A 26,441-nucleotide genomic window follows, 5' to 3' on the forward strand; every position below is an offset into this window, starting at 1 on the left:
ATCAACCTAAATTCATAGAAAATATCGGAAGTAACATAGCTACAACTATAAAACCAATAATAGATCCAACAATTAACATAAATATTGGTTCAAGTAGAGATAAAAACATATTAGTTTTATCTTTATTTGATTCATTATATAAGTTTGCAAGATTATTTAATATTTCACTTAATCTACTTGTATCTTCACCTATTGCTATTGAGTGTATAAAAGATTCATCTATTTTATATATTTTATTTTGTCTTAACAAAGAAGAAAGTCTTTTACCTTCAACCACACTCAAAGATGCTTCTACAAAAACTTTTTTTATTACTGAATTTTCTAAAATATTTGCACTTAAGTTTATAGCTTGCACTATTGGTATACCTGACTTTATAAGTATTGAATTCATATATGAAAATCTAGCTAATTCACTCTGTTCACTAAGCTTTGAAAAAAATGGCACCTTTAATATTGATTTATCTATAAAATATTTAAAGCCCTTGCTTTTGGCTAATAATAAAATAAATATAAAAATTGACAGAATAGTAAAAAAAAGTAAAAGCTGATAGTTGTTTAAAAAAAAATCCCCCAAGGCTATAACTACTTTTGTACTTGTAGGAAGTTCTTGATCAAATTGTGTAAAAATAGATGTAATTTTAGGTACAATAAAACTAAGCATAAATCCAACCATTAAAATAGAAACAGCAAATATAAAAAGTGGATAAGCCATAGCTGAATTTACTTGTTTTTTGATTCTGTCTTGCTCTTTTAAAAATATAGACAACTCCATCAAAACAGATTCTAACAAACCTCCATTTTCACTCACTTTTATAGATTGTTTATAAAACTCTGGAAGCTTTACAATCTTTTGAGACTCTAAGGCATCATAAAATCTTTTTCCTTCATCTAAATAGGTTTTAACTGTCTCAAAAAAAGTAAATAATGTTTTATCCTCTTTGTATCTTTGTTTAAGTAAGTTTATAGAACCTATTAGAGTAATTCCTGAACTTAGATAGATACTTAGATCTCTACTTAAATATGAAAGAATAGATAGATTTAATTTTCTTTTTCTTTTAAAGTTTACTTTTCCAAAATCTATAGAGTCCTCTTTCAAAGAAGTATATAAAATACCCTTTGCTTTTAGCTTTATCTTTACCTCTTTTAAACTTGATGCTTCAATTTTTGATTTTATTTTTACTCCATTTGTATCAAAACCACTATACTTAAAAAGCATCTTTTACCTCTATTTCTAAATCATTAAATCTATCTAAAATCTCATTTGTCGAGTTGAAAACTTTAACTTCGTTTGAGAGTGAACTTAGTAAAAAAATCTTTGAATTTGAAGTTTCCACTATCATATTTTTATGTTTAAAATCTTTGTTAAAAGTTAATTCAAAAAAAGGTTGATACTCACTATTGTTTATAGATACAGTTTTAAACTCATAATCACTTAAAAGTTTATCATAGTTGTATACTCTAACTTCTTGGCTAAAAAAGTTTTCAATCTTTAAATTTTCTACCAGCTTTTCATCTATAAAGACATAACAAGGAAGATTTTGCTCTTTTGTACAAACAAAAGATAAATTTTTTGTATACTCAAAATTTTTTATTAAAAAATCTTTTATATTATAAATATCTAGATTAAACTCTTTTTTCTTTTCCATTTTAAAAGAACTAATACTCAAAGCATAAACCAAAGAGATAAGAAGTATTACAATCATAAGTTCAATAAGAGTAAAAGATTTTTTCATATTTTTTACTCATACTCCTCTATTTTAGACATTTTGAAAAATATATATCATCTTCAGTACTCTCTTTTTTGTCAATACCCATTGAGATAAGGTCAAAAGACTCTTCATTTTGAACATAAATAAAATCATTTCCCCAAGTATCTTTAGGAAGGTTTCCATCCTCAAAATAGTTTTTCTCAACTAAAATTTTTAATCCTACTTGAGTTGTAGGGTATGCTGAGTTATCTAGTTTATAAAGTTTTAAAGTTTGAGAGATGCTTTTCATCTGTATACATACTATTTTTTCTTTTGCTTCCTCACTTTTTCCAGTCAAGTTTGGTAAAACAAAAGCTGCCAGTAATCCTAATATAATAATTACAACCATCAATTCCATAAGCGAGAAGGCATTCTTCAAATTAATTCCTTAATAAAAAATAAAAAACATTATATCTGATTTATCTTTATAAATTTATAAAATTTATAAATAAACTACATAACGCCTATATAATAGTACTATGTTGAGTTTAATAAAATATTATATAATATTATATTTTATTCAAGTATAAGTTTATTTATATTAAGATTTTTTAATTATTCAAAAAAGGAAATAAATGAAGAAGAAATTAATTTTATTAAGTATGGGAGTAGCTTTAAATACTACATTAAATGCATTTGATTATCAAATATCATCAGGTGAACAAATACTTGGAGCAGTTGAAGAAATAACTGATTTTACTATATTTGAAAATAAATGTGTAAATTATGTTTATCATAAAGATTTATTAAATAATGGAAAAGTTACAGTTCGTAATGTTAATGAAGTTCCACCAGGAACATTTGATCCACTAATAAAGATATCAAAAGGTCAAGGCTTTATTGTTAATGCAACAGGAAATTGTACAGTTTCAACAACTGAACCAGATATTATTTATAAAGGATTTACATATAAGACAGTTACCTCTCCAATAACAAAATATGTTTGGCTAGATAGAAATTTAGGTGCATCAAAAGTTTGTGAACAAGAGCAAAATACAGTTCCATCACCTTTAGAGTATGAAAATTCTCAAAAAGATTGTTTTGGGGACTATTACCAGTGGGGAAGAGGCGCAGATGGACATCAAATTGTTTCAAGTGCTACGACTTCATCTTTATTAAGGTATACTACTACAAGTAGTTCTTTTGTATTAACAGATAATTCTAATACTTATTATGATTGGGCAAATAATGACACAGATGGGAAAAATAGAGTTACTCTTTTAAACAAAATAGATGGAACATATATATGTCCAGTAGGATTTAGAGTACCAACAATGAGTGAATTGATGAAAGAAGCAGAAGATATGACAAATTTTATAAATGTCTTAAAATTCCCATTAAATGGCTATAAATCATACAATACAGCAAATAAAGTATATTATAAAGGTGATTCAGGTGGTGTTTGGTCACAAACTCCAGATAATACAAATTTAAAATATGGAACAAGTTTAGTTTATGATGAATACTCAGGTAGTCAAAGAAATGGTGATCTAAGAGCAACAGGAAGAGGAATTAGATGTATAAAAAGTTATGGAAATAAATAACTCATTTAATACAGATAAGTTAAAAATATCAGCTGCATATTATGAGAGTTCAATTATTTTGTCAACTTCTAGTGTAAGCTATGAAAAACCAATATCAGTTAAATGGAAAAATCAATTGGTTTTTCTTCATATGCAATATGCTCATGATCTTGATAATATAAAAGCCGAAATTAATCTAAAAAAATGATCCTAAAGATTATGAATGGTGAATACAATTAAAAGTGCAACAAATGGAAATAAGTATAAGATGCCCTGATTTGGAGCTTTTGTGAAGAAATAGATAAATAAAGACATAGCTAATGCAAGAGCAGTTTTTTATGCAGAAGCAGGATTATTTGATTATGATAAACAAAGAGCTCGTCAAATAGGTAATTTAGTCTATGGAGATATAAAAACATGAGTTCATTTGATTGATAATGAACCATTGAAAAATGCTGTAATGAAAACTCTTAATAGTTTAAATCATGAAGATGCTTTTATGTAGTATATTCTATTTTTAATAGGTTTCCTAAAAGTAAGAGACGTCCTTGAAGTTTTTAAGAATTACTTGCCGATTTTGGAGTAAAATTAGAAGATTTAAAGAAACTAAATTTAGAAAAACACAAAGATCATAAATTTACTTTTACTGATAATATAAATCTAAAAAATGAAGCTGATTCTAAAGAATACAACAACTTTATATTTGATATTTTAATAGAATTCTTTAAATACAGAGTTGAAAATTAGATTATTTTATTAAAAATTAATCTCCTGAATATAGTTATGATTTTAATGACTTAAGAGATGGGTTAAATTCTTTGATATATAATCTAAAAGAATAAGTTGATGCTTATGATGGCAAGTTAGAAGAACCTATATTAATTTTGGATTCAGTTGATTAGCAGAAATCTACCTATAAAGTGTGGCTAAAGATAGACATAAACCTTTCGCCACATCTTTTGGTGTAATATCTAATTCTTAAAGTTTTTTAGTGCTTCTTTCTAATCTATTAAGTTTCCATACAACTAAAGTATCATTTTTTCTTATCATCTTAAGAGCTTTTAAAAGATCTGGAGAATCATGGTTGTTCCATTTTGTTCATCTTCATAAATTCTTTCACATTTAGCTTTTTTTAAAGAAAGATTCTGCAAAAAAACACCAACATGCAATCTCTCAAATGAGTATTTGGAAGAAGATTAAATAATAAATAAAATTATTGTAAACTTATCCTTATGGATAGTTTACAATTAATATCTTCAAAAAAAGAGTTTATATACTTTATTATCTCTCTTTTTTTAATTTTTATTTTTAATATCTTTTATGAGTATTTTAAATATAAAGACTTTATAAAAGAAGAGGTCTATTTAGATAGATATGAGATTATAAATATCTATAAAAAAGATGACTTCAATATTTTAAAACTACAAAATCAAAAATTAACTCTCTTTACTTCAGTTGATAAATCAAAGAAGCTACAAAAGTTAGATTATATTAACATTGCAGTGGTTTCAAAGGGAATAAGCTTTTATGAATTTTTAAAAGGCTTTTATACAAAATCACTTTTTATTGAAAAAATAGAAAAAACAGATAGTTTTAAAAAGAGTATTTTTACTTATATAAATAATTCCCATAAAGATGAGAAAATTCAAGAACTATTTAATGCTCTATTTTTAGCAATTCCTATTTTAAAAGAGAATAGGCAAATATATACAGATTTTGGAATTAGCCATTTAATAGCAATTTCTGGTTTTCATTTAGGAATTTTATCTTCTATTCTGTTTACTTTAATTTATTATCCTTACTCTTTTTTTCATCAAAGATATTTTCCTTATAGAAATAAAAAAGCAGATGTTTTACTTTTAACAATTTTCATTCTTTTATACTATTTAATACTGACAAATCTTGTTGCATCTCTTTTTCGTGCTTTTATTATGTTTGTATTAGCCTTTGCATATCTTAGAGCAAATATAAAGGTATTTTCTTTTCAAACTCTATTGATAACTCTTTTATTGATAATCGCATTCTTTCCTAAATATCTTTTTTCAATCTCTTTATGGTTCTCTATAATTGGAGTCTTTTATATTTTTTTATATATACAGTACTTTAAAACTCTTCCTAAAGTCTTTTCTATCTTTTTGTTTAACTTTTGGATTTTTTTTGTTTTTAATCCAATTGTTCATTTCTTTTTTCCAAATACCTCATATGAACAGCTACTATCTCCTTTTTTAACTATTTTTTTTACTATCTTTTATCCCTTTGAACTTATTTTGCATCTTTTTAACTTTGCAACTCTTTTAGATAAATATATAGCTATGTTTTTAGAATATAAAATGAGTGTTTATTCCTTTGAAACTTCTTTGTCTTTTTTTACTCTTTATATTCTGATTAGTCTTATAAGTATTTTTAATAAAAGAGCTTTTATTTTATTAAATTTTCTATTAATAATATTCAATGTTACAATGTTTTTCTAAGTTTAAATAAATTAAAATTAAATTAAAAATAATATTTAAATCATAATTTTTTAGAAACTTAAAACTAGGACACAAATTATGTCACACGCGAACACTTGCTCATTTGATAAAAATTATCTTTCTAATGCAACAATTTTATTTATTGAAAATAATGACAAAATAAGATTTGAAACTTCAGAAATATTTTCTGCTCTTTTTAAAAATGTATTAGTTGCAAAAGAAGTAGATGAAGCTATTAGAGTCTATTTAGAAAATAGAACAAATATAGATATTATCTTAACTGATGTTGATTTTGCTAATTATAAAGCAATAGAGATTTTAACTCAAATTAGAAGTTTAGATTGGGATGTTCCGATTTTAATTACAACTTCTTTTTCTGATATGAATATTTTAGTAAGAGCCATAAAATTTAATCTTACAAACTATATTGTAAAACCTATTCAGTTAAATACTACACTTAAAATTATGTCAGAAGTAATGAAAAGAAAACAACAGAAAAAAGAGTTAGCAGCCAAAAACAATGAGTTAAGACAATTTATGGCTATTTTAGACTCTTGTAATATTATTTGTGAAATGGATTTAGACTTTAAAATTACATCAGCAAATGATGCTTTTTTAATTAACTCTGAATTTGGACTTGATGAATTAATAGGAATGAAATTTAATGATAATCAAATTTTTAAAAGTTCAGAAATGGCAGATACAAAGATTATGGAAATGCTCAAAAAAGGTAAAACTTGGGTAGGTTTGAGCAAAAAACTTACAAAACAAGGTACAAACTATTATACTCATTCAACAATACTTCCTATATTTTTTAATGATGGAAGAATTAAAAAATACATTGAGTTTTCAACTTTAATCTCTAAATATGAAAATGAAGTTTTATCTTTACGAAAACACATATATTTATTAAAAAGTGAAAACCTAAAAACAAATACTAAATTAAAAAATGAAAAAGAGTATTACTCTGAATTAGCAGTAAAACTTCAAGAACAAGTTGATGAAAATGTAAATAATGCACAAAAGATTTTATTTGAACTTTATGAACTTAAAAAACAGAATAAAGAGTTAAAAGAGAAATTAAAAATACAAGAGAGTAGGTTTGAGGAGTTCCAAGCCACTATGTTAAGTGGAGCTTAGATATTAATAAATTCCTTTTTATTTGAAACTACTTTTTTTAAGTAGTTTCTTGTCTCTTCATAGGGAAGGTTTTCCCTTAATTCTCTAAAAACTTCAATAGGTTGTTTACTATTGATTTTATTTATAGCTTGAGTTCTATTAGAAGAGAAAGTTTTTAAAACATTTCCAGAACCTGTATTATAAGCACTAATTACACAATACTCTTTTGAAACACTATTTGAAATACCATTTAAATATTTAGAGTTTAAAATATCAATATAAGCAGCACCTAGTTCAATATTATTTTTAGCATCAAATAAATAAGAGTTTGAAGGTTTCCAGTTTTTACCTTTTGTATGTTTATAAGCATCAATTCCTGCTGTACTTGGAACAATTTGCATTAAACCTATTGCTCCTGCATGACTTACTGCAAATTGGTTAAAATTACTCTCTGTTTTAATTATTGCATAAACAAGATTTTCACTTATATTATATTTTTTTGCAAATTTTTTTACATAGGGTTTAACCTTTGCAACTCTAATATTTGCGTGGTCTTTTACCATTGGAATCTCTACATAACTAACTTTTAAACTCTTATTTTCATTTTTAATAGTTTTTGTTTTTAATTTTGAGTCTATTAAAATATTTGCATATCTTGTAGCTCTCCATTGATATCTAATATCTTTATTTTGGTCATCTCTTATTTCTTTGTATAAATAAGGGGTTTTTCCTAATTTTACTTCTGCTGTTCCAAACAGGTCAAAAGCTCTAGGGTCTTCAGGTAAAAGTAGAGTAGTTACAATTGCATTTTTAAGACTCTCATTTATATTTTTTTCATCAATTGTTTCAACTGTTACAAGTCCTTTATCAAAATCAATAAAAGCTCTACTTTTATAGTTTTGCATATATTTTACATACTCTTTGGGTTGAGGGATTTTTCTATTTCCTTCTCCCCATTCTTTATCAATATTTTCTATTAAAGAGGATAAAAACTTTAAATCACTAATTAATTTTTTTGGATTTGTTGAGTAAGAAATGGCTTGTGATTTTGCTAAAGATTTTAAAGCAACAGAAGGATCTTTGCTTAGTGCAGCATTTGTAATTCTATAGGCATCATGCACACTACATCCCGTAAATAAAAAAGCTAAAGGTATCAATAATAATTTTTTCATATTGGCATAATTCTATAATTTTTTAGCTTTAATTAAAATCTAGGTATTATTCCATCATAAATATAAGATTTAAGGTATTTTATTAATGGAAATGATTTTAAATGAATATGATATGGTAGTTGGTGCTAAGTTTGAAAATGGAACTATTCAAGATTATATAGATGAAGCACAAACTTTTGGTCTAATCAGATATGAAGCTACTACAGCTTATTGGTTTTTATATAATGATTTAGATTCACCAGATGATATTAAAGAACTTTACAAAAAAGTTATAAAAGAAGAGCACTATATTAAAGATGAATATGGTGAAGAGATGGTTGTTTTTAATAAACAAGGAGATACTCCTTATGAAACTTTAGTAAAAACACTTGATTTATATTTAGATGATGAATTAGCAACAGTATATTAAAGGATAAATTATCAAAAAGTTTTTAGAATTTAACTTTCATAAAGCAATTAATACAGCTATTGAACAAAAGGGTTATGATACTCCAACAAAGGTTCAAAGAAAAGTTATTCCGATTATTCAAAAAGGAATAGACACAATTGCTGCTTCAAAATCAGGAACGGGTAAAACAGCTTCATATGTTTTACCTTTATTAGATAAAGTTAATGCAAAATTAAACTTTAGAAATAGAGTTTTAAGAGGTTTAATCTTAGTTCCTACAAGAGAACTTGTAGAACAAGTTTCAAAGTCATTAAATGATTATGGTCAGTTTTTAAAATTAAAACATACAAAAATCATGGGTGGAACAAGTAAATCAAAACAAGAGCAAATTATAAGTGGTGGTATTGATATTATTGTTGCTACTCCAGGAAGATTATTAGATTTAGTAGAGAATGAAATACTTGATTTAAGTAGTGTTAACTATCTTGTTTTAGATGAAGCAGATACTATGTTAGAAATGGGCTTTATAGAAGAAATTGAAGAGATTTTTTCTTTATGTTCTCCTTATAAACAGATTGTAATGTGTTCAGCAACAATTTCACAAAATATCAGAAAAGTTGCAAAAGAGTTTATGAAAGACCCTGTTGTAGTACAAGTACATGATAGAAGAGATACTGTAAGTTTAATTGACCATAAAGCTTACAAGATAGATGTAAAAAAGAAAAAAGAGCTAGTTACAAAATTAGTTAAAGAATCTAAAGATAAACAAATACTTCTATTTGTAAATAAAAAAGATGCAGCAAATGCTGCACAAGAACATTTTGCAGCCCATGGCGTAAAATCTGCACCTATTCATGGAGAGATTGAATATAAACAAAGAATTCAAGCTATAAAAGATTTTAGAAATAAAAAAATTCAAGTATTAATTGCAACAGATATTGCAGGAAGAGGACTTGATATAGAAAAATTACCTCTTGTAATAAATTACTCTTTACCAGAAACAACTGATGATTTTACTCATAGAGTAGGAAGAACAGGAAGAGCTGGAAATAAAGGAGAGGTTATTACTATCTTAACTGTTGAAGATTATAATCACTTTACAAAGATTGAAAGAGATTTAAAATTAAATGTTAAAAGAGAGATTCATGAAGATTTCCCTTTAAAAGATAGACAACCAAGACAAAAATTACAAAAGAAGAAAAAACTTAGTGAGAAAAAAGGAAGAAAAACTCCTTCAACTGAACCTAAAAAAACAGGTGCTAAATCTAAGAAAACTACAAAAAGAGACGCTAATAGAAGCTTCAGAAGATAATAATAGTTTAGGATTAAATCCTAAACTATTATTGAATAACTCCAAGTTTATTTAATAATAAAATTATAATTGCAATAGGAACAATAAATTTAATTAAGAAATACCAGAAGTTAAATACAGCTAAAGGTACATGTTGTGTAAAAGCATCTTGAAGTTTTTGTTTCTCAACAAAATATCCTAAGAAGATACAAGTTAAAATAGCTGCAAGAGGCATCATTATAGATGAAGTCATGAAATCCATTAAATCAAAGGCATTTTTACCAAAGAAAGTAAGTTCTGCTCCATATGATTTACTCATTGATAATAAAGCAACAATACCTAAAAGATAAAAAGTACTACCAGAGATTAAAGTTGCTTTTGATCTTGTAATATTAAATCTTTCAATGAAAAATCTTAAAGATGGTTCAATCATTGATACAGCAGAAGTTATACCAGCAAAAATTAAAGCAACAAAGAAAGATACTGCAATAACTTGTCCTAATAGACCCCATCCTGAAAAAATAACAGGTAATGAGATAAATACAAGTCCTGGACCAGCAGCACTTGGTGCACCAGCTTCAAAAAGAAAAGAGAAAATGATTAATCCAGCTATAATAGCAATAGATGTATCAACTACTGCAACAGAGATAGAAGTTTTAATAAAGTTTGTCTTTTTTGATAATGAAGCTGAATAAGTTAAAATTGTACCTACCCCTAAAGATAGTGTAAAGAAAGCTTGTCCTAATGCAGCTAAAAGAGCATCTCCATTTATTTTACTCCAATCCGGTGAAAACATAAATGAAATAGCTTGAGAAAAAGAATCAAGAGTTAAAGCATAAAGTAATAAACCAAAAAGAATAAGACCTAATAGAGGCATTAAGATAAGGTTTATCTTTTCAATACCTTCTTTAATTCCTTTAAGTACAATATAAATAACTGACCCTGCAATTAAAGTATGATATAGAATTAAAGACCCAATATCATTAGAGATAAGTTTCTCGAAATTTGCACCAGCTACTTTTGCTTCTGTTGGTAAACTTACAAAAGATGTAAATACGTAGTTTAATATCCATCCTAATACTACAGAATAGAATGAAAGGATAATTAAACCAGTAAATACCATAAAACCAGCAAACTTCCAATTTTTGTTTTTTGATTTTGATAAGTTTACAAATGATGTAGAAACATCAGCTTGTCCATTTTGCCCAATTACTGTTTCAGCAATAAATACAGTAAGTCCAATGAATAAAATTGCTAATAGGTAGACTATAACAAAAGCTCCACCACCATATTCACCCGTTACATATGGAAATTTCCATATATTCCCCAGTCCAACAGCAGAACCAGCAGCTGCTAGAATGAAACCAATCCTAGTAAATCTTGTCACCATAATCCTTGTGTAAAAATATTTGTTATAATTATAGTGAATTAAGATGAAATTTTTATGAAACTTTTATATAATTTTTAGCTTAATTTAAAACTTTGTCTAAAGTGTATCTTAAATCTTCGTCTAAATCCATATTTGTTCTCATCCAATTTAAGTAACCTGGATCTTCTTGTGCAACTTTAGCAATCTCTTTATTTTTGTATTTACCAAATTTAAAAGATTTTATTAAAACAGGAGTTTTTGTTAGATCTACTAACTTCTCAATAGGGTTATAATCAGGATAAATCTCTCTACATTTTCCTACTAATTTTGTAAGAAATAGTTTCATTACTAACACATCACCAATAGCATCATGTGCTTTGATTGTAATATTATGTTTAGCTGCTTCTGCCTCTTCAACTTTATATAGTTCAAGAGCATATCTTAAATATTGTAATCTATGGTATGGCATATCAGGAAATAGATGTTTTGCACATCTTAAAGTATCAATTAGTTGATAGTTATTTATAAATCCCTCTTTTTCAATCATTCCCATATCAAAAGAGATATTATGTGCTATAAGAAAATTTTCATTTGAGTTTAACTCTTCTAATCTTTTATAAAATGAAGTTTCAGTAGCTTTTGGCTTTCCTTCAATTAGATTAGGTGTAATATTATGAACTTCCATAGCTTCAAGTTTAATTTCAACATCAGAATAACAAAATTCATCATAAGCTTCAACTTTTCCTGTTTGATCAACAATCATTGCACCAAATTGAATTACTCTATCTTCTTCTTGATTTCCTGTTGTTTCTGTATCAAATAGTACGTAATGTGGCATGTAGTTTCCTTTTTCTTTTTTGTTCCTCTATTTATAGAGGAACTTTTTTAGTTAGTTTGATTTTCTAAGATTAAATATTCTTAGATAATTAGCATTCCATCCCCATAAGAGTAAAATCTATATCTCTCTTTGATGGCTTCTTCATATATCTCTAAAGTTTTTTCTAATCCAACAAATGATGCGATAAGCATAATTAGTGTTGATTTAGGAAGGTGAAAATTTGTAAGTAGATGGTCTACTTTTATTGGTTTGTTTACTGGATTTAAAAATAGGTCACATTCACCTTGTATTTTATTTGTTCTAGCATAATATTCAATAGTTCTAGTAACTGTAGTACCAACTGCAAGAACTTTTTGTGCTTCATCTAATGCTTTTTTAGCTTCAATTCCTATTTCAAAATATTCACTATGCATAGGGTGCTCTAAAATCTCTTCACTATCTACTGGTTTAAATGTTCCAGCTCCAACATGTAAAGTTAGATAATCTACTTTATATTTATTGTTTATTTTTTCTAATAACTCTTCTGTAAAGTGTAAAGAAGCTGTTGGTGCTGCAACTGCTCCATAGTTTTTAGCAAACAAAGTTTGATAATCTTCATTATCTTTTTCTTCATCTTCTCTGTTCATATAAGGAGGTAAAGGAAGATGCCCAATCTCATTTAAAATTTCAACAAGAGTTAAAAAATCCAATTTTTTATCTTTTTGAATAAAGTTTACAATTCTACTTCCATCTTCATTTACTTCTAAAACTTCTGCTTCTAAATCCATTGGAAAAAATAGTTTTGTACCAACTTTAACTTTTCCTCTAATCATTACTAAATATCTATCCATAAATAGAGGTTTGTTAAAAAGTAATTCTACTTTTCCACCAGATTGTTTTTGTCCAAATATTCTAGCTTTTATAACTTTTGTATCATTTAGAAAAATAGATAGGTTTTCAGGTAAAAACTCCATTAGAGATTTAAAAGTTGTATGAGTTATAGTATCTGTTTGTCTATTATAAACAAGAAGTTTTGCACTATCAGCGGGATAAACTGGCTTCGTAGCTATGAGTTCTTTAGGTAAATGATAATCATAGCTAGAAGTTTTTAAAGGGTCCAAATTACTCTTCATCATCTTCATCTAATGGTTGATGTGGATTAAATACTTTTGCAATATATATTGATACTATATAAAGTAAAATTAGTGGTCCAGCCATTAAAAATTGTGTTAATACATCCGGTGGTGTTAATAATGAAGCTACAATAAAGATTAATACAACTGCATATTTAAAGAAATCTTTTAATGTTTTATCATCAACAAGTCCAATCTTTGCTAAAAAGAATGTAATAACTGGTAACTCAAAAGCAACACCAAAACCAAATAATAGTTTTGTAAAGAAACCTACATATTTACCAATACTTGGTAATACTGTTACAACAGCAGAACCAAAGTTGATAAGAAATTCAAAACCAAAAGGTACAACTACATAATATGCAAATGAAGCACCAACTAAAAACATTAAAGTTGCAAAAAATACAAAAGGTACAACTAATTTTTTCTCATGCTCATAAAGACCAGGTGCTAAAAATAACCACATTTGCCAGAAAATAACTGGAAGAGAAACAATAAAACCAGCAAAAAATGCAACTTTTAAAGCAGTAAAGAATGTCTCTTGGATTTCAACTGCAACCATTTGTGAATTTGGTGGAAGTACAGCCTCTACTGGAACCATCATCCAACCTAAAATAGGTTCATAGAAGAAAAAACAAGCAAAAAATGCAATAACTAGCACTATTGCTGAATTTATTAATCTTTTTCTAAGATCCGCTATATGGGGTTTTAAATCATCAAGCATTATTTTTCTTCCTTAACTTCTTCATCAAAATTCACTTTGAATTTATCACTATTTTCTTTTTTCTTATTTTTCTTTGGCTCTTTTAATGAAACTTGTTCTTTTTTTTCATCTTCTTTAGCCTCAATTTTTGGCTCTTCTATTTTAGGTTTAGAAGGTTCATTATCATCACTTAGAATATTGTCTAAATCTAAGTTCATATTTTCTTTCACATTTAGAGTATTTTTTGCATTTTCTATTTGAGCTTTATATTTAGCAGCTTCTTCTTTCATCTCACTAATATTTAATTCATTATCAAGAGTAGACTTTGCATCTTCAATACCAGACTTAAATTTCTTAATAAACTTAGCTATCTCTACCATCGCACCAGGTAGTTTATCGGGACCTAAAGCGATAATTGCAACTACTGCAATTAAAAGTATTTCCATAAAACCCATTCCAAACATTTATAATACTCCATTGACTATTTGAGGGTGAAGATTTTACCTTATTTTTGATAAAATCTCTATATTATTGATTAAAACTGATAAGGAAAATTTATGAAATTAATTTTTTTACTAATTGTTGGAATAATTCTTTACTTTATTGCTAGAAATTATAAAACAGAAAAGTTTGAAAATATTAAGCTTGATATAAAAGAGAGATTTGATGGTGATTTAATGAATCATGAAGCAGGACTTTTAGTTGCTCTTATGGCAAAAGTTGCAAAAGCTGATGGACAAGTTTGCGAATTAGAAGCAGAGATGTTAAAACATACTTTTACAGATATTTCAAGACATTTTGAAAATCAAGAAGAGATAAGAGAAAAATTAAAACAGATATATGCAAAAGAGAAAGAGAGTTTTGATAATACAATTGAAATTTGTGATAAATTATATAAAGTGACAAAAAATCACTACCAAAAAAGAGTTAAAATAATAGAGTATCTATTAAACTTAGCATTTATTGATAAAGATTTTTCTCAAACAGAGTTTATGATTGCAGAAGATATTGCAAATGCTTTAAAAATCAAAAGAGCAGATTTTGAAAATCTGGTAAATCGTTTTGAAAACTTTTATAGACAACAAAAAGAGAATCAAGCTTTATCTTTAGAGAAAGCATATGTAATTTTAGAATCAAATGAAAATGATGATAATAATACTTTAAAGAAAAATTATAGAAAACTTGTAAAACAACATCATCCAGATATTGTTTCAGGGCAGGGTGCTAGTCAAAGTATTATTGATGAGGCTACAAGCAAACTTCAAGAGATTAATGAAGCCTATGAAATAATAAAAAAACATAGAGGAATATAATTGATTAAAGATTTTGACTTAGATTATGAAGTTTGTAATTGTGTAAAAGTTACAATAAAAGATATTATTGATTCTATTAAAAATAGTAATGTTAAAACCTTAAGAGACTTACAAGAAGTTACCAAAGCAGGTACTGAATGTAGACATTGTATTTTTGAAGAAGGTGATTTTGGTAAAATGAAGAAAAAAATTTATTGTAAAACAATATTAAATGAGGTAATTAATGGCTAAAAGTTTTCCGCACTCCTTTGAAGTATGTAAGTGTAAACATGTTACTTTAGGAGAGGTAATTCATTCAATTAAAGAGAGAAATGCTAAAAATATTAAAGAGATTGGTGAATTAACAGATGCAGGTACATGTTGTAAATGTTGTCAAAATCCTGAAAGTGATTTTGGAACTGAAAAAATGGAACTGTATCTTGATGAAATTATAAATAAGTTTGTGAAGTAATGAATAAAGAAGAATTAATAAATGATATTAAATTATTAATATCTACAAATGACGATGATAAGGTTGATATTAATCCTAACTTTCTTGAGTATTTTCAGCTAGAAGAGCTAATTGCTATCAAAGAACGTCTAATTGTTAAAAAAAATAATATTAGAGAAGATAGTTATGAATATTTAGATGAAATTTATGAAAAAACAAAGGAAGATTCTATATAATAATTATTATTAAAGGATTAAATTTGATTAATTGGCAAAATATAAAAAAACAATTACAAGAGTTTTTAATTGACGAATTAGCAAAAACAGGACTTAATAGAGTTACAGTTGGTCTTTCTGGTGGACTTGACTCTGCTGTTGTAGCTGTTTTATGTAAAGAGACTTTTGGTGATAATATGAGTTGTGTACTTATGCCTTCTCAATTCTCTTCAAAAGAGAGTATAGATGATGCGATAGAACTATGTGAAAAATTTAATATAAAATATGAAATAAAATCTATTGCACCAATGGTTGAGGCTTTTATAGATGAAATGCAAGAAGATAGACTTAGAATAGGTAATTTTAGTGCTAGAATGAGAATGTCAGTTTTATATGATGTTTCATCAAGGGATAAGTCTATTGTAGTTGGTACTTCAAATAAGAGTGAGTTACTTCTTGGATATGGAACAATTTTTGGAGATATTGCCTGTGCAATTAATCCAATTGGTGAAATTTATAAAAGTGATGAATTTGAATTTGCAAAATATTTAGGTGTAACCCAAGCAATTATAAATAAAAAACCAAGTGCTGATCTTTGGGAAGGTCAAAGTGATGAAGAAGAATTAGGTTATTCTTATGCTAAAATGGATGAAGTTTTAAAATTATTAGTAGATGAGAAAAAAGCAAAAGAAGAATTAATTACTTTAGGTTATGAAGAAAAATTAATAGATTTATTAGAATATAGAATTAAAGCAAACGCATTTAAAGGTAAATTACCTGTAATAGCAAAAATTAAATGGAGTTAACAATGAAAGAAATACCTTTTTACCAAACATCAATTGCTGATGAAGAGTTAGATCAAATTAAAGCAGTATTAATTCAAAACAAAGATAATAATAAAGTTTTAGAGTTAGAAGAAAATATTGCAAATTTTGTTGGTGCTAAGTATGCCGTTGCGACTTGTAATGCAACTGCAGCAATTCATTTAGCATTAAGTGCTATCAAGCTTAAAAGAGGTGATAAAATCTTAATGTCTGTTAACTCTTTTGTTAATGTTCCTGAAGTTGTAAGACACTTTGATGCAGAGCCAATTTTTATTGATATTAATACAGAAGATATGAATATTGATGTTAATAAATTTGAAAAAGCTCTTGCTGAAAATAAAACAAAAAAACTAAGAGGTGCAATTATCACTTTTGTTGCAGGACAAACTCCTGATTTAGATAGAATTTATGATATTGCAGAAGAGTATGGAATTATTCTTATTGAAGATGCAACGTGTGCTTTAGGTGTTACATATAATGATGAAACTGTTGGAAGCTTACGAGCTGATATGACAATTTTTTCTACAAACCCATCAAATGGTAAATATTCTGTAAGTAGATCAGGAATGATTGTTACAAATAATGAAGAGATAGCAGAAAGAGCTAAACTATTAAGAACTCATGCTATTACTACTACTTATGACGATTTTGGAAACTTAGATTATATCTATGATGTTGTTGATATTGGTCATAAATATGATATTTCTGAGTTAGATGCTGCTTTTTCTTTAGCTCAATTAAAAAAGACTAATAAATTTATTAAAAGAAGAAAAGAGATTGCAAAAATCTATAAAGATAGATTATCGAATATTAAGCATGTTATGCTTCCTCAACATAAAGATGAACATATTTTTACTCATTTTATTATCAAAATTTCTAGAAACAGAGATGCTTTTGCTAGAGCATTAAAAGAAAGAGGAATTGCAACAGGGTTAAACTATATTCCTTTACATCTTTTATCTTATTACAAAAATAAATATTCAATTAAGATTACAGAATTTAGTTCAGCATTAACTTCTTATCAACAAATTTTATCAATCCCTATGTATCCAGGATTAACAGATGATGAAGTTAATTATATTTGTGATCAAATAATTGATATTGCATCTGAATGGATATAATATTTGAAACAAAAAATATTTTTATGGGTTGAAGATTATCTCTTCTTCCCTAACACTTTTCAGCAAATAATATCTTTCTTCCTTCTACCTTTTACTTTTATCTATATGTTAATAATTGCTTTAAAAAGAGCAAATGCAAAGGTTATAGAGTTTGGAATACCTGTTGTTTCTGTAGGTAATATTATTGTTGGTGGAAGTGGAAAAACACCTTTTACAATCTTTTTAGCGAAAAAATACTCTAATGCTTGTGTTATTCTTAGAGGTTTTGGTAGAGAATCAAAAGGACTTTATGTTGTATCAAATAAGGGTAAAATTTTAGAAGATGTAAAAACAAGTGGTGATGAAGCTATGCTTTTAGCAAATAGTTTAAGCAATACTACAATTATTGTAAGTGAAGATAGAAAAAAAGCTATTTTAAAGGCTAAAGAGTTAGGTTGTAAAGTGGTTTTTTTAGATGATGGTTTTTCAAAATATGATATTAAAAAATTTGATATTTTAATTCGTCCTAAAGATGAACCTACAAATTTATTTTGTCTTCCAAGTGGTGGATATAGAGAGCCTAAAATGGCTTATTCATATGCAGATTTAGAATTAAAAGAAGGAAGAGATTTTAAAAGAGTTGTCTCTTTTTCAAAAGATGGTAAATATATTGATATTTTACCAATGAAACTACTTTTATTAACTGCAATTTCAAAACCAAAAAGAGTTTTAGATTTTTTACCAGAATATACTAAATTAGAAGCTTTCCCTGATCATCATAATTTTACACAAGATGATATTGATAAGATTTTAGTTGAATATAAAGATTATTCAATTATTACAACTGAAAAAGATTTTGTAAAATTACAAAAATTTAATTTAGATGATTTATATTTAATGAATCTTGAACTTCAAATAGATGAAGAAGATAAATTAAATATTATTGATGAATATATAAAAAATTATAAATAGTAACTAATCTTTTTTTGTATATTTAATTAGCTTTTCTTCTATCTCATTTTTATACTTTTCTTCAACATACTCTTCAAGATAGTATTCGAAAGCACACTCCTTTGCCTTACAGATAATATCTTCATTTTCAGGAGATAATTTTATTGCTTTCAAATAGTATTTATAAGCATATGCAGCATTTGCATTATTCATATATAAATTTGCTATTTTTAAGGCTGTATTTGAATTTTTATTTAGTTTATAAGCTATTTTATAACAGTTAATAGCATCTTCTGTAAATTTAAAGTCTTCTAATTTTAAATATTGCTTGCCAAGTTTTAAATATAAAGAACTATCCTTTGGATTATCTTTTAGTTCTTTTTTTATTTTAAATATTTTATCTAAAATTTTTTCTTGTGTATGCATTTCTTCACCTAAATAAAGTTTTAATAATATTCTAATAATAACAATCTTTATTTTTAATGAAATTTTCTATAAATAATTATATATAATAAATATTATTATAAAATTAAATAAAATGTGCAGTTTTTTATCTCATTTGAGTTGTTTTTATTTAAATATTCAATTCGAATTTTAATGCCTTCTTTTTCTAAAACAGCTTTTATATATCCGAAGTTTGTAGTTTCATTATATTCTAGTGTGTTTAGATACTCTAAAATATTAAAAACTATTTCTTTCTCTTTTTTATTGATAATAAGTTTATTTTTATCTAATCTTACTGATACTTCAATTTGTGTTTTAAGTTCATTTTTATAAAAAACTTTTTCTGTTTGCTTTTCAATAAGTTGAAGTTTAATAACTTTTTTATAATTTGATATATCAACCATCTCTTTTGAGAAGGCAATATTATTAGATTTGATACTATCTTCTATTTTACTATAAGTAGGTTCTATTTGTAGAAGAACTAAGATATTATATCTTAATGTTTTTTTATTGTTTTTATCCATAAGCTCTTTAAAGTAGGGTTCTAATTCTTGTATTGCTAAGCTATTTGAGTTTATGTAAGAACTTAATTGAGTCAACTCTTTTTTATTTTCATAACTTAAATCTTTTTTTACTGCTAAGACTTGATTATTTTTTAGAAGTTGATTTACTACTAGAATTTGTTTAAATCTTTCTACTTGTGATTTACTAGCTACTTTGCTTGCATTAAAAGTTCCAATTGAAGCAAATAAACAAAGAAAAGTGATTAGTAAAAATATATATTTTATCTCAAATCCATTTTTATTTTTTAATAAATAGATAAAAGATAAAGTAAGCCAAAAAGCAGTGAGTATAATTGCATATCGAGGTTCTGTTATTCCATACTCTTTCACTCTAATAAAAATTGCAATATATAAAAAAACTATTGGTAAAAAAAGAGTATAAATGAAAAACTTTTTATATAAGTTTACTAGTTTATTAGTAGGTATTTTAAGGCTTAAAAAATAAACAAAAATCCCTAAAATAGCATAGGCTAGAATTAGTGTTGAAAGTTCACCTTTGGGTAACTCAAATGTAAAGATAATTTTTAAAAAATATAGATATAAAATAAAAATATAAATAGTTAAAATAGGTATTAAAATATTTGATACAAAGAAAACTAATGGTTTATTAAAAGCATCTGCATATAGTTTTCTATTTAGATTTGAAACAATAAAAATAGGTAATATTGCACAGAAAATTAAAATAGTTATAAGTTCATAAATTCTATTTGAAATACCAAACTCAAAAAGATAAGCAATAGTTTTAAATGTACCATATAATCCTAGAAAAAGTATAAAAGTAGAAAATAGGGCAAAGCAAGATAAATATATAAGATTTAATGAAAAGTTTAGAAACTTAGTATTTGAATTCTCTTTTTTTAAAACAAAAGGAGAAATAAAAAGAAAAGAACAAATAGCAGTAAGTAAAAATGGTATATTATCCGGATAAAAGGTTAAAGAACTAAAGATAATAATAGCTGAGATAAACATAGCTAAAATATAATAGAAAATATTAACTTTTCTAGATTCAATTAAAAATTTAAAAGCTAAACTTATAATAATTAATAAGTAAAAACCAGTTAAAGTATATGATGAGATATTAATAAGATTAAAAGAATCTATTAAAAAAACAAGGGTATTTAAAAAGATAAAAAAGTAAACTGTTGCAAATTCTTTTAGATTATTTTTATTGATTCTTTTTAAGAAAAGTAGTTTATTTAGTTCTATCACTGCTAACCTTTTGTTATATTATAACTAAGGAAAGCTTCCTTAGTTATTTGATAATATGACCTACAAATTTTGACATATTATTTAAAATTTTTCCACCTCTTCTAAAACCAAGCCCAGCAGCTTCATAAGCAAAGAATACTCCTGCTTGATAGTAGTTTCCTTCTTCATCTTTTGGAAGTTCTACAAACTCTTGATAAATAGCTTTATGTCCTTCATATTCTCCATCAGTTTCAATATCAATAGAACCATCACTATTTATAATTTTTGTATTTGCACCTTCTCTTCCAAAACATCTTTTTTCAACCTGTTTTTTATTTTCTAAAGGTTCAAAAGACGTTTCTAGTAATAAAGGATGATTTGGGAATAAATCCCATAATATCTTCATAAAAGCTTTTGATTGAAAGATTAAAGTATAAGCTGGATTAAAAATAATTGCTTTTTTCTCTTTAACAATTTCTGTTAGCATTAAAGCTAACTCACTTTCATCAATTGCAATATCTTCCCACGGAATAAGTTTAAACCAAAACTCAAAGTTTTCACCATCTTTAAAGATACCATCATCACTAAATTCAACTCTATCAATATATTCAAAGTCAGTATTAAAACCAGCTTCATTTGCAATATGTTGTAACAATTTAGTAGTATTCTCATCTTCACTTGAACTAGAAATAGATGAGAATAAAATTTTCCAACCAAGTTTTGAATAATACTCTTCAAATTTTTCTACATCATTATCAAGAGTAATTATTCTTTTAAAGTTATCTCTTAAAGCATCATACAAATTATTGAATTGGCTTGCTTCATCAAGATTATTTGCTTTTAATAAAGCCCACTGAATAATTGCAGTTTCAAAAAGTGAAGTTGGAGTATCAGCATTAAACTCAATTAGTTTAATTGGTTTCCCATCAATACCACCTGCAAGATCAAATCTTGAATATAGATGCCAATGAACATCATTTTCCCATGATTCTTTAATTACTTCAACTAAGTTAAAAGGAATATTTAATTCATGGAATAGATTATTCTCTATTACATATTCTCCTGCTTCACAAAACATATCATAAAGCTCATTACAAGCCTCATAATATGCACCTGCTTCTTCTTCTGTAATCTCTACAATTTCATCGGCAATATATGAACTGTTATCAGTATCAGTATGCCATACAAATCCAATTGATTCTAAATAATCAGTTGTTAAAGGTTGTAGTTTTTGTAATTTCATATAATATTATCCACCATAAGATTTTGTTGAACTAAATGAACTTTTTGTTCCACTAGTTGTTGAAGATTTATTTCCAAAAAATCCACTTTTTTTAGTAGAATTTGAAGTTGTTTTTGAAGTATTATTAAAAGAACTTTGTGATCTACTATATGTTTGTGGAGACTTATATTGTGCTTTTCTTTGATTTTGATAGTTTTGATTGTTAAATAGTTTATTTCCAATCCATGAACCAATCATTGCACCTGCAATTGAAGATAATAAAACTCCACCAAGTCCCATACCTCCATTTGTTAATTGTGATTGATCTGGGTTTGTTAAAGCTGAAGTTCCTGCATCAATTTTTGCAGCTTCTTCTTTTACTAATTTATCAATTTCTTCTTGAGAAAGTATTTTTTCACTTCCATCAGGTTTTCTTAAAACAATTGTAGTTTTTGAAGCTGGAAATTCATCAGCAATTGCATATTTACCATCTACAGATTCTTCAATAATAACAAAAGCACCTTGTTTTTGAGAAGCATTTGTAAAAGCATCATTTTGACCTTGCTGTTCATTGTTATTAGAACCTGAATCAAAACATCCTGTAAGTCCTGTTACTAAGAAAGCTCCTAAACCTCCAACAAGTGCATAATTAGATAGTTTTTTAATATGATTTTTTCTCTTTTCCAAGTTATAGTCCTTTTTATTGTTATAGTTACAAAAAATTTTGGCTAATAGTACTAAAATTAAGCTATATCTTTAATGAGTCTTTTTATAGCTATTTATTTTTTGTTAATTTTGAATAAAAAATAACTTTTAAAAAACTTTAAACTTGATTAAATACTATAGTTTTATTAATAAAAAATATAATTTAAATATTAATTTGTAACTTTTATTAGCATTGTATACAAAATAAACAGCTGTTTATCTTTAATTTATGTTTTATTTAGGTGAATTAGGTAAATTATTAGTACTTAATAAACTAATTTCAAGTGATAATTTTTTTATATAAAAAATAAAAAAAATCTAGGGAAGAAAAATTAAGAGTAAAATAAGATTAGCTTATATCAAGTAAGTCAATTTTACAGGGATAATTTTTAGGAAATTGTAATATTGATAATATACTGATAATTTGGCTAATTCAACTTAAAATTTTAAGCAAAGGAATTATGTGCCATACGTAAAAGAAGTATTTAACTATTTAAAAAGAACAAGTCCCTCTCAATGTGAGTTTTATCAAGCAGCAGAAGAAGTTTTAGAATCACTTAGACCTTTAATGCAAAAACATCCTGAATATAGACATCATAAAATCATAGAAAGAATTGTTGAACCAGAAAGACAAATCTTTTTTAGAGTAAACTGGGTTGATGATAATGGTGAAATTCAGGTAAATAAAGGATTTAGAGTTGAATTTAATTCTGCATTAGGACCATATAAAGGTGGAATAAGATTTCACCCTAGCGTAAATGCAGGTGTAATTAAGTTTTTAGGATTTGAACAAATTTTTAAAAATGCTCTTACAGGATTACAAATTGGTGGAGGAAAGGGTGGAAGTGATTTTGACCCTAAAGGAAAATCTAATAATGAAATTATGAGATTTTGTCAAGCTTTTATGACTGAATTATATAGACATATTGGTCCAAATACAGATGTTCCAGCTGGTGACATTGGAGTTGGAGCTAGAGAAATTGGTTATATGTTTGGTATGTATAAAAAATTAGTAAATAGATATGAAGGTGTATTTACTGGTAAATCAATAAATTGGGGTGGTTCTTTAGGAAGAACACAAGCAACAGGTTATGGTGCTGTTTATTTCGCAAAATATATGCTTGATGCAAGAGGAAAAAGTTTAGAAGGTAAAAAATGTGTAGTTTCTGGAAGTGGAAATGTTGCTATTTATACAATTGAAAAACTTTATCATTTAGGAGCTTTACCTATTACATGTAGTGATTCAAAAGGAATGATTATTGATGAAGATGGTATTGACTTAGAATTATTAAAAGAGTTAAAAGAAGTAAGAAGAGAAAGACTTACTGAATATGCTAAGCAAAAGCCAAATGCAAAATATATTCCAATAGAAGAGTATGAAGAAGGAACAAATGGTGTTTATTCTGTTCCTTGTTTTGCTGCATTTCCTAGTGCAACTCAAAATGAATTAAATTTAAAAGATGCAAAAAATCTTTTAGCAAATGGATGTGAATGTGTTAGTGAAGGTGCAAATATGCCTTCAACTCCAGAAGCAGTTGATTTATTTGTAGAAGAAAAAATTGCATATGGACCAGGAAAAGCTGCAAATGCAGGTGGAGTTGCAACAAGTCAATTAGAAATGGCTCAAAATGCATCAATGGTTAAATGGACTTTTGAAGAAGTTGATGCTAAACTATCACAAATAATGAAAGATATTTTTGATACAGCAACTGAAGCTGCATCAGAATTTGGAGAACCTACAAACTTAGTACTTGGAGCAAATATTGCAGGCTTTAAAAAAGTAGCTGATGCAATGATTGAACAAGGTTTAGTGTAGGTTTATTATTAAAAGGAGTTTACAAATGGAAACATTTAAAAATATTGTTGTTGGTTTAGATATATCTAAAAATAGTACTTTTGTTTTACAAAGAGCATTTTTATTAGCAAAAGAGAATAATTCTAAAGTTACAATAGTTCATGCTATTGATAATAGTTGGTTTAGTGATTTATTTTCAAACTTTGATGAGCTAAAAGATCATGCTACTAAAAGTATTGAAAGCCAAATATCTCAGGTTGATACAAAAGAAGTAGAGTATTCTGTTTTAGTAGAAAAAGAGACTGCTTCAACTTTTGTTGTTGATACTGCAAAGAGCTTAAAAGCTTATTTAATTATTATTGGAGCAAATGAAAAAGATAATAATGAAGTGGCAGTATTAGGTTCAACAGCACATAAAATAGCTCAAAATGGTAAACTTCCTATGATTATTGTAAAAAACCCTTGCAATGATAACTATAAAAATATTGTAGCTTTTAGTGATTTATCAGAAGTTTCATTTAAAAGTTTAGTTTTTGCAAAAGAGTTTTTTAAACAAGAAGATATAAAAACTGTTTATGCTTATAAGCAAATGGGTGAAATTGCTCTTAGATATTATAATGAAGATAAAAACAAAGATAAAATCCAATTAGGAATTAAACAAAAAGAGAGTGCAAAATTTGAAAAATTTGTTGAAGAATTTAAAATTACAAATGCAGAACTTATTGAGAGTAATATAGGTGTAAATAGTGCTCTTACTAATTATGTAGCTTCAAATGGCAATGATTTAGTTGTTTTAGGTTCAACGGGAGTTAGTAATCCAAATACTTTCTTTTTTGGGTCAACAACTTCATTTCTAATGGAAAATCTAAAGAGTGATTTATTAATTTATATACCTAAAAAATAGAAGATAGAGTGAAAAACTCTATCTTTTAATTAAATATTTATAGTTCCTTCAAGATATAAAACAGCTTTTCCTAAGATAACTACTTCATCTTCTTTTACTATACATTTTAAAATACCACCTCTTTGTGAAGCTTGATATGCTAATAGTTCATTTTTATTTAATTTTTCTGCCCATAAAGGAGCTACCCCTGTATGCATAGAACCAGTTACAGGATCTTCTACTCCTCCATTTGCAGGCCAAAAATATCTTGAAACAAAGTCATACTCTTTTGATACAGCAGTTACTGTTACATCTAAAGGTTTTAATTTTTTAATTTCATCCAAATTAACTTCGATATTATAAATATCCTCTTCTTTTGGATAAACTACAAAGTATGTTTGCTGATTTACAAAAACTTCTATTGGCTCAAGAGAGAGTCCTTTTTTTAACTCTTCAGGAATAGTCTCAACTTTTTGAGGTTTTCTATTTGGAAAACTCATCTCTATAAAATCATTTTCTACTTGTTTTACTTTTAAATTTCCTACCGCTTCTGCTTTAAAGGTAACTTCTTTTAGTCCAAAGTTTTGAAATAGTATAAAAGCAGTAGCTAAAGTAGCATGACCACAAAAGTCAATTTCTGTTATGGGAGAAAACCATCTAATCTCATAAGTTAAATCTTCACATTTTTTTGCAAAAGCTGTTTCTGAAAGATTATTCTCTATTGCAATCTCTTGCATAAGTTTTTCATCTAACCACTCTTCATGAATAATCACAGCTGCTGAATTTCCTTTAAATAACTTATCTGTAAAAGCATCTACTTGATATATTTTTAATTGCATTATTAATCTTTTAAACCTTTTCTCATCGCTTCAATAACTTTTTTATCTGCTTTAGAATTAGTAAAATATTCAAAAGCTAATACACCTTGATATAAAAGCATATCATCTATACTATTAAATCTACATAAAAATACAAATAGATACAAAAGCCTTGAAAATAGGCTTTTGAATAAGCTTTTTTTAGTTATGATTTTACAAATAAATACATTTAAAAACATATTTCTACACTTTTAGG

30 protein-coding genes and 1 pseudogene are annotated in these 26,441 nt (G+C 26.4%); 15 read left to right on the forward strand and 16 right to left on the reverse strand.

What is annotated here, in order from left to right; all coding sequences use genetic code 11:
* Position 1 precedes the first annotated feature (1 nt).
* From ABIV_RS06135 to gspG, 3 genes are read right to left on the reverse strand one after another with little or no spacing between them, the layout of a single operon-like run.
* Positions 2-1,216: a type II secretion system F family protein gene (locus ABIV_RS06135; RefSeq protein WP_114839023.1), complete on the reverse strand. Its 1,215-nt coding sequence runs from the start codon at positions 1,214-1,216 to the stop codon at positions 2-4.
* Entirely contained in the window at positions 1,206-1,733 is a 528-nt protein-coding gene (locus ABIV_RS06140) for a pilus assembly FimT family protein (RefSeq protein WP_114839024.1), read from the reverse strand. The genes ABIV_RS06135 and ABIV_RS06140 overlap by 11 nt, the downstream gene beginning before the upstream one ends.
* A gap of 19 nt (positions 1,734-1,752) precedes the next feature.
* Complete coding sequence (gene gspG / locus ABIV_RS06145) at positions 1,753-2,127, reverse strand: type II secretion system major pseudopilin GspG (protein ID WP_114839025.1); 375 nt, start codon at positions 2,125-2,127, stop codon at positions 1,753-1,755.
* 196 nt (positions 2,128-2,323) lie between these two features.
* Between gspG and ABIV_RS06150 the strand changes: the two genes are divergently transcribed.
* Together ABIV_RS06150 and ABIV_RS06155 are read left to right on the forward strand one after the other, a co-directional pair.
* The gene (locus ABIV_RS06150; protein WP_114839026.1) at positions 2,324-3,292 is read left to right on the forward strand and encodes a fibrobacter succinogenes major paralogous domain-containing protein; all 969 of its coding nucleotides are present in this window, start codon (positions 2,324-2,326) and stop codon (positions 3,290-3,292) included.
* Positions 3,279-3,479: a hypothetical protein gene (locus tag ABIV_RS06155; RefSeq protein ID WP_114839027.1), complete on the forward strand. Its 201-nt coding sequence runs from the start codon at positions 3,279-3,281 to the stop codon at positions 3,477-3,479. The genes ABIV_RS06150 and ABIV_RS06155 overlap by 14 nt, the downstream gene beginning before the upstream one ends.
* 770 nt (positions 3,480-4,249) lie before the next feature.
* On the opposite strand, the pseudogene ABIV_RS13795 reads toward ABIV_RS06155, so the two are convergent.
* Positions 4,250-4,339, reverse strand: a pseudogene (locus ABIV_RS13795) (DNA-invertase); the annotation flags it as partial.
* A gap of 164 nt (positions 4,340-4,503) precedes the next feature.
* Between ABIV_RS13795 and ABIV_RS06165 the strand changes: the two are divergent.
* Together ABIV_RS06165 and ABIV_RS06170 are read left to right on the forward strand one after the other, a co-directional pair.
* Entirely contained in the window at positions 4,504-5,742 is a 1,239-nt protein-coding gene (locus tag ABIV_RS06165; RefSeq protein ID WP_114839028.1) for a ComEC/Rec2 family competence protein, read from the forward strand.
* Positions 5,743-5,820: 78 nt separating this feature from the next.
* On the forward strand, positions 5,821-6,882 hold the full coding sequence (locus tag ABIV_RS06170) for a response regulator (RefSeq protein WP_114839029.1): 1,062 nt from the start codon (positions 5,821-5,823) through the stop codon (positions 6,880-6,882).
* Here ABIV_RS06170 and ABIV_RS13750 read toward each other — a convergent pair.
* Positions 6,879-8,033: a murein transglycosylase domain-containing protein gene (locus ABIV_RS13750; RefSeq protein WP_114839030.1), complete on the reverse strand. Its 1,155-nt coding sequence runs from the start codon at positions 8,031-8,033 to the stop codon at positions 6,879-6,881. The genes ABIV_RS06170 and ABIV_RS13750 overlap by 4 nt on opposite strands.
* A gap of 85 nt (positions 8,034-8,118) precedes the next feature.
* On the opposite strand from ABIV_RS13750, the gene ABIV_RS06180 reads away from it, so the two are divergent.
* On the forward strand, positions 8,119-8,442 hold the full coding sequence (locus tag ABIV_RS06180; RefSeq protein ID WP_114839031.1) for a hypothetical protein: 324 nt from the start codon (positions 8,119-8,121) through the stop codon (positions 8,440-8,442).
* A 58-nt stretch (positions 8,443-8,500) separates the two neighbouring features.
* Positions 8,501-9,733, forward strand: a complete 1,233-nt coding sequence (locus tag ABIV_RS06185; RefSeq protein WP_228254357.1) for a DEAD/DEAH box helicase — start codon at positions 8,501-8,503, stop codon at positions 9,731-9,733.
* A gap of 28 nt (positions 9,734-9,761) precedes the next feature.
* On the opposite strand, the gene ABIV_RS06190 is transcribed toward ABIV_RS06185, so the two are convergent.
* From ABIV_RS06190 to tatB, 5 genes are all read right to left on the reverse strand, one after another.
* Entirely contained in the window at positions 9,762-11,102 is a 1,341-nt protein-coding gene (locus ABIV_RS06190) for a sodium-dependent transporter (protein WP_228254344.1), read from the reverse strand.
* Between the two features lie 79 nt (positions 11,103-11,181).
* Complete coding sequence (locus tag ABIV_RS06195) at positions 11,182-11,919, reverse strand: exonuclease domain-containing protein (RefSeq protein ID WP_114839034.1); 738 nt, start codon at positions 11,917-11,919, stop codon at positions 11,182-11,184.
* An 80-nt stretch (positions 11,920-11,999) separates the two neighbouring features.
* The gene (gene queA / locus ABIV_RS06200; protein ID WP_114839035.1) at positions 12,000-13,034 is read right to left on the reverse strand and encodes a tRNA preQ1(34) S-adenosylmethionine ribosyltransferase-isomerase QueA; all 1,035 of its coding nucleotides are present in this window, start codon (positions 13,032-13,034) and stop codon (positions 12,000-12,002) included.
* Positions 13,021-13,755: a twin-arginine translocase subunit TatC gene (tatC, locus tag ABIV_RS06205; RefSeq protein ID WP_114839036.1), complete on the reverse strand. Its 735-nt coding sequence runs from the start codon at positions 13,753-13,755 to the stop codon at positions 13,021-13,023. Before tatC ends, queA begins: the two co-directional genes overlap by 14 nt.
* Positions 13,755-14,198 carry a Sec-independent protein translocase protein TatB gene (gene tatB, locus ABIV_RS06210; protein WP_114839037.1) on the reverse strand — a complete coding sequence of 148 codons (444 nt, stop codon included), beginning with the start codon at positions 14,196-14,198 and terminating at the stop codon, positions 13,755-13,757. Before tatB ends, tatC begins: the two co-directional genes overlap by 1 nt.
* 93 nt (positions 14,199-14,291) lie before the next feature.
* Here tatB and ABIV_RS06215 point away from each other — a divergent pair, with 93 nt between their 5' ends.
* Genes ABIV_RS06215 through ABIV_RS06245 form a run of 7 tightly spaced genes read left to right on the forward strand, consistent with a single transcriptional unit; the run spans position 14,292 to position 18,588 of the window.
* The gene (locus ABIV_RS06215) at positions 14,292-15,047 is read left to right on the forward strand and encodes a TerB family tellurite resistance protein (protein WP_114839038.1); all 756 of its coding nucleotides are present in this window, start codon (positions 14,292-14,294) and stop codon (positions 15,045-15,047) included.
* Complete coding sequence (locus tag ABIV_RS06220) at positions 15,048-15,278, forward strand: (2Fe-2S)-binding protein (protein WP_114839039.1); 231 nt, start codon at positions 15,048-15,050, stop codon at positions 15,276-15,278.
* Entirely contained in the window at positions 15,271-15,498 is a 228-nt protein-coding gene (locus ABIV_RS06225) for a (2Fe-2S)-binding protein (protein ID WP_114839040.1), read from the forward strand. The genes ABIV_RS06220 and ABIV_RS06225 overlap by 8 nt, the downstream gene beginning before the upstream one ends.
* Positions 15,498-15,713, forward strand: coding sequence for a hypothetical protein (locus tag ABIV_RS06230; protein ID WP_114839041.1), 216 nt, complete (start codon positions 15,498-15,500; stop codon positions 15,711-15,713). Before ABIV_RS06225 ends, ABIV_RS06230 begins: the two co-directional genes overlap by 1 nt.
* Positions 15,714-15,736: 23 nt before the next feature.
* Positions 15,737-16,498: an NAD+ synthase gene (locus ABIV_RS06235; protein WP_114839042.1), complete on the forward strand. Its 762-nt coding sequence runs from the start codon at positions 15,737-15,739 to the stop codon at positions 16,496-16,498.
* 2 nt (positions 16,499-16,500) lie between these two features.
* Positions 16,501-17,637 carry a DegT/DnrJ/EryC1/StrS family aminotransferase gene (locus ABIV_RS06240; protein ID WP_114839043.1) on the forward strand — a complete coding sequence of 379 codons (1,137 nt, stop codon included), beginning with the start codon at positions 16,501-16,503 and terminating at the stop codon, positions 17,635-17,637.
* A 3-nt stretch (positions 17,638-17,640) separates the two neighbouring features.
* Complete coding sequence (locus ABIV_RS06245) at positions 17,641-18,588, forward strand: tetraacyldisaccharide 4'-kinase (RefSeq protein WP_114839044.1); 948 nt, start codon at positions 17,641-17,643, stop codon at positions 18,586-18,588.
* A gap of 3 nt (positions 18,589-18,591) precedes the next feature.
* On the opposite strand, the gene ABIV_RS06250 is transcribed toward ABIV_RS06245, so the two are convergent.
* The 4 genes from ABIV_RS06250 to ABIV_RS06265 all read right to left on the reverse strand — a co-directional run bounded on the left by ABIV_RS06250 (position 18,592) and on the right by ABIV_RS06265 (position 22,671).
* The gene (locus ABIV_RS06250; protein WP_114839045.1) at positions 18,592-18,993 is read right to left on the reverse strand and encodes a tetratricopeptide repeat protein; all 402 of its coding nucleotides are present in this window, start codon (positions 18,991-18,993) and stop codon (positions 18,592-18,594) included.
* A 95-nt stretch (positions 18,994-19,088) separates the two neighbouring features.
* On the reverse strand, positions 19,089-20,783 hold the full coding sequence (locus tag ABIV_RS06255; protein WP_114839046.1) for a DUF4153 domain-containing protein: 1,695 nt from the start codon (positions 20,781-20,783) through the stop codon (positions 19,089-19,091).
* 43 nt (positions 20,784-20,826) lie between these two features.
* A complete protein-coding gene (locus ABIV_RS06260) occupies positions 20,827-22,005 on the reverse strand; it encodes a glutathionylspermidine synthase family protein (RefSeq protein ID WP_114839047.1) in 1,179 nt (392 codons plus the stop codon).
* A 6-nt stretch (positions 22,006-22,011) separates the two neighbouring features.
* The gene (locus ABIV_RS06265) at positions 22,012-22,671 is read right to left on the reverse strand and encodes a UPF0323 family lipoprotein (RefSeq protein ID WP_114839048.1); all 660 of its coding nucleotides are present in this window, start codon (positions 22,669-22,671) and stop codon (positions 22,012-22,014) included.
* A gap of 481 nt (positions 22,672-23,152) precedes the next feature.
* Between ABIV_RS06265 and gdhA the strand changes: the two genes are divergently transcribed.
* Positions 23,153-24,505: an NADP-specific glutamate dehydrogenase gene (gdhA, locus tag ABIV_RS06270; protein WP_114839049.1), complete on the forward strand. Its 1,353-nt coding sequence runs from the start codon at positions 23,153-23,155 to the stop codon at positions 24,503-24,505.
* Between the two features lie 25 nt (positions 24,506-24,530).
* A complete protein-coding gene (locus tag ABIV_RS06275) occupies positions 24,531-25,388 on the forward strand; it encodes a universal stress protein (protein WP_114839050.1) in 858 nt (285 codons plus the stop codon).
* Positions 25,389-25,417: 29 nt separating this feature from the next.
* Here the strand turns inward: ABIV_RS06275 and ABIV_RS06280 are convergent, their stop codons facing one another.
* A complete protein-coding gene (locus tag ABIV_RS06280; RefSeq protein WP_114839051.1) occupies positions 25,418-26,206 on the reverse strand; it encodes a PhzF family phenazine biosynthesis protein in 789 nt (262 codons plus the stop codon).
* 2 nt (positions 26,207-26,208) lie between these two features.
* The gene (locus tag ABIV_RS13690; protein ID WP_228254345.1) at positions 26,209-26,424 is read right to left on the reverse strand and encodes a hypothetical protein; all 216 of its coding nucleotides are present in this window, start codon (positions 26,422-26,424) and stop codon (positions 26,209-26,211) included.
* Positions 26,425-26,441 lie beyond the last annotated feature (17 nt).

Origin of the sequence: Halarcobacter bivalviorum (genome assembly GCF_003346815.1) — a bacterium.
Classification (GTDB): Bacteria; Campylobacterota; Campylobacteria; order Campylobacterales; family Arcobacteraceae; genus Halarcobacter; species Halarcobacter bivalviorum.

Coding starts and splice junctions, on each gene's coding strand:
- ABIV_RS06135 (WP_114839023.1), bottom strand. CDS start 1,216: ATGCTTTTTAAGTATAGTGGTTTTGATACAAATGGAGTAAAAATAAAA.
- tatB (WP_114839037.1), bottom strand. CDS start 14,198: ATGTTTGGAATGGGTTTTATGGAAATACTTTTAATTGCAGTAGTTGCA.
- ABIV_RS06165 (WP_114839028.1), top strand. CDS start 4,504: ATGGATAGTTTACAATTAATATCTTCAAAAAAAGAGTTTATATACTTT.
- ABIV_RS13750 (WP_114839030.1), bottom strand. CDS start 8,033: ATGAAAAAATTATTATTGATACCTTTAGCTTTTTTATTTACGGGATGT.
- ABIV_RS06150 (WP_114839026.1), top strand. CDS start 2,324: ATGAAGAAGAAATTAATTTTATTAAGTATGGGAGTAGCTTTAAATACT.
- ABIV_RS06260 (WP_114839047.1), bottom strand. CDS start 22,005: ATGAAATTACAAAAACTACAACCTTTAACAACTGATTATTTAGAATCA.
- ABIV_RS06195 (WP_114839034.1), bottom strand. CDS start 11,919: ATGCCACATTACGTACTATTTGATACAGAAACAACAGGAAATCAAGAA.
- ABIV_RS06230 (WP_114839041.1), top strand. CDS start 15,498: ATGAATAAAGAAGAATTAATAAATGATATTAAATTATTAATATCTACA.
- ABIV_RS06240 (WP_114839043.1), top strand. CDS start 16,501: ATGAAAGAAATACCTTTTTACCAAACATCAATTGCTGATGAAGAGTTA.
- ABIV_RS06190 (WP_228254344.1), bottom strand. CDS start 11,102: ATGGTGACAAGATTTACTAGGATTGGTTTCATTCTAGCAGCTGCTGGT.
- ABIV_RS06250 (WP_114839045.1), bottom strand. CDS start 18,993: ATGCATACACAAGAAAAAATTTTAGATAAAATATTTAAAATAAAAAAA.
- ABIV_RS06225 (WP_114839040.1), top strand. CDS start 15,271: ATGGCTAAAAGTTTTCCGCACTCCTTTGAAGTATGTAAGTGTAAACAT.
- ABIV_RS06280 (WP_114839051.1), bottom strand. CDS start 26,206: ATGCAATTAAAAATATATCAAGTAGATGCTTTTACAGATAAGTTATTT.
- ABIV_RS06170 (WP_114839029.1), top strand. CDS start 5,821: ATGTCACACGCGAACACTTGCTCATTTGATAAAAATTATCTTTCTAAT.
- ABIV_RS06275 (WP_114839050.1), top strand. CDS start 24,531: ATGGAAACATTTAAAAATATTGTTGTTGGTTTAGATATATCTAAAAAT.
- queA (WP_114839035.1), bottom strand. CDS start 13,034: ATGATGAAGAGTAATTTGGACCCTTTAAAAACTTCTAGCTATGATTAT.
- ABIV_RS06215 (WP_114839038.1), top strand. CDS start 14,292: ATGAAATTAATTTTTTTACTAATTGTTGGAATAATTCTTTACTTTATT.
- ABIV_RS06180 (WP_114839031.1), top strand. CDS start 8,119: ATGGAAATGATTTTAAATGAATATGATATGGTAGTTGGTGCTAAGTTT.
- ABIV_RS06155 (WP_114839027.1), top strand. CDS start 3,279: ATGGAAATAAATAACTCATTTAATACAGATAAGTTAAAAATATCAGCT.
- ABIV_RS06140 (WP_114839024.1), bottom strand. CDS start 1,733: ATGAAAAAATCTTTTACTCTTATTGAACTTATGATTGTAATACTTCTT.
- tatC (WP_114839036.1), bottom strand. CDS start 13,755: ATGCTTGATGATTTAAAACCCCATATAGCGGATCTTAGAAAAAGATTA.
- ABIV_RS13690 (WP_228254345.1), bottom strand. CDS start 26,424: ATGTTTTTAAATGTATTTATTTGTAAAATCATAACTAAAAAAAGCTTA.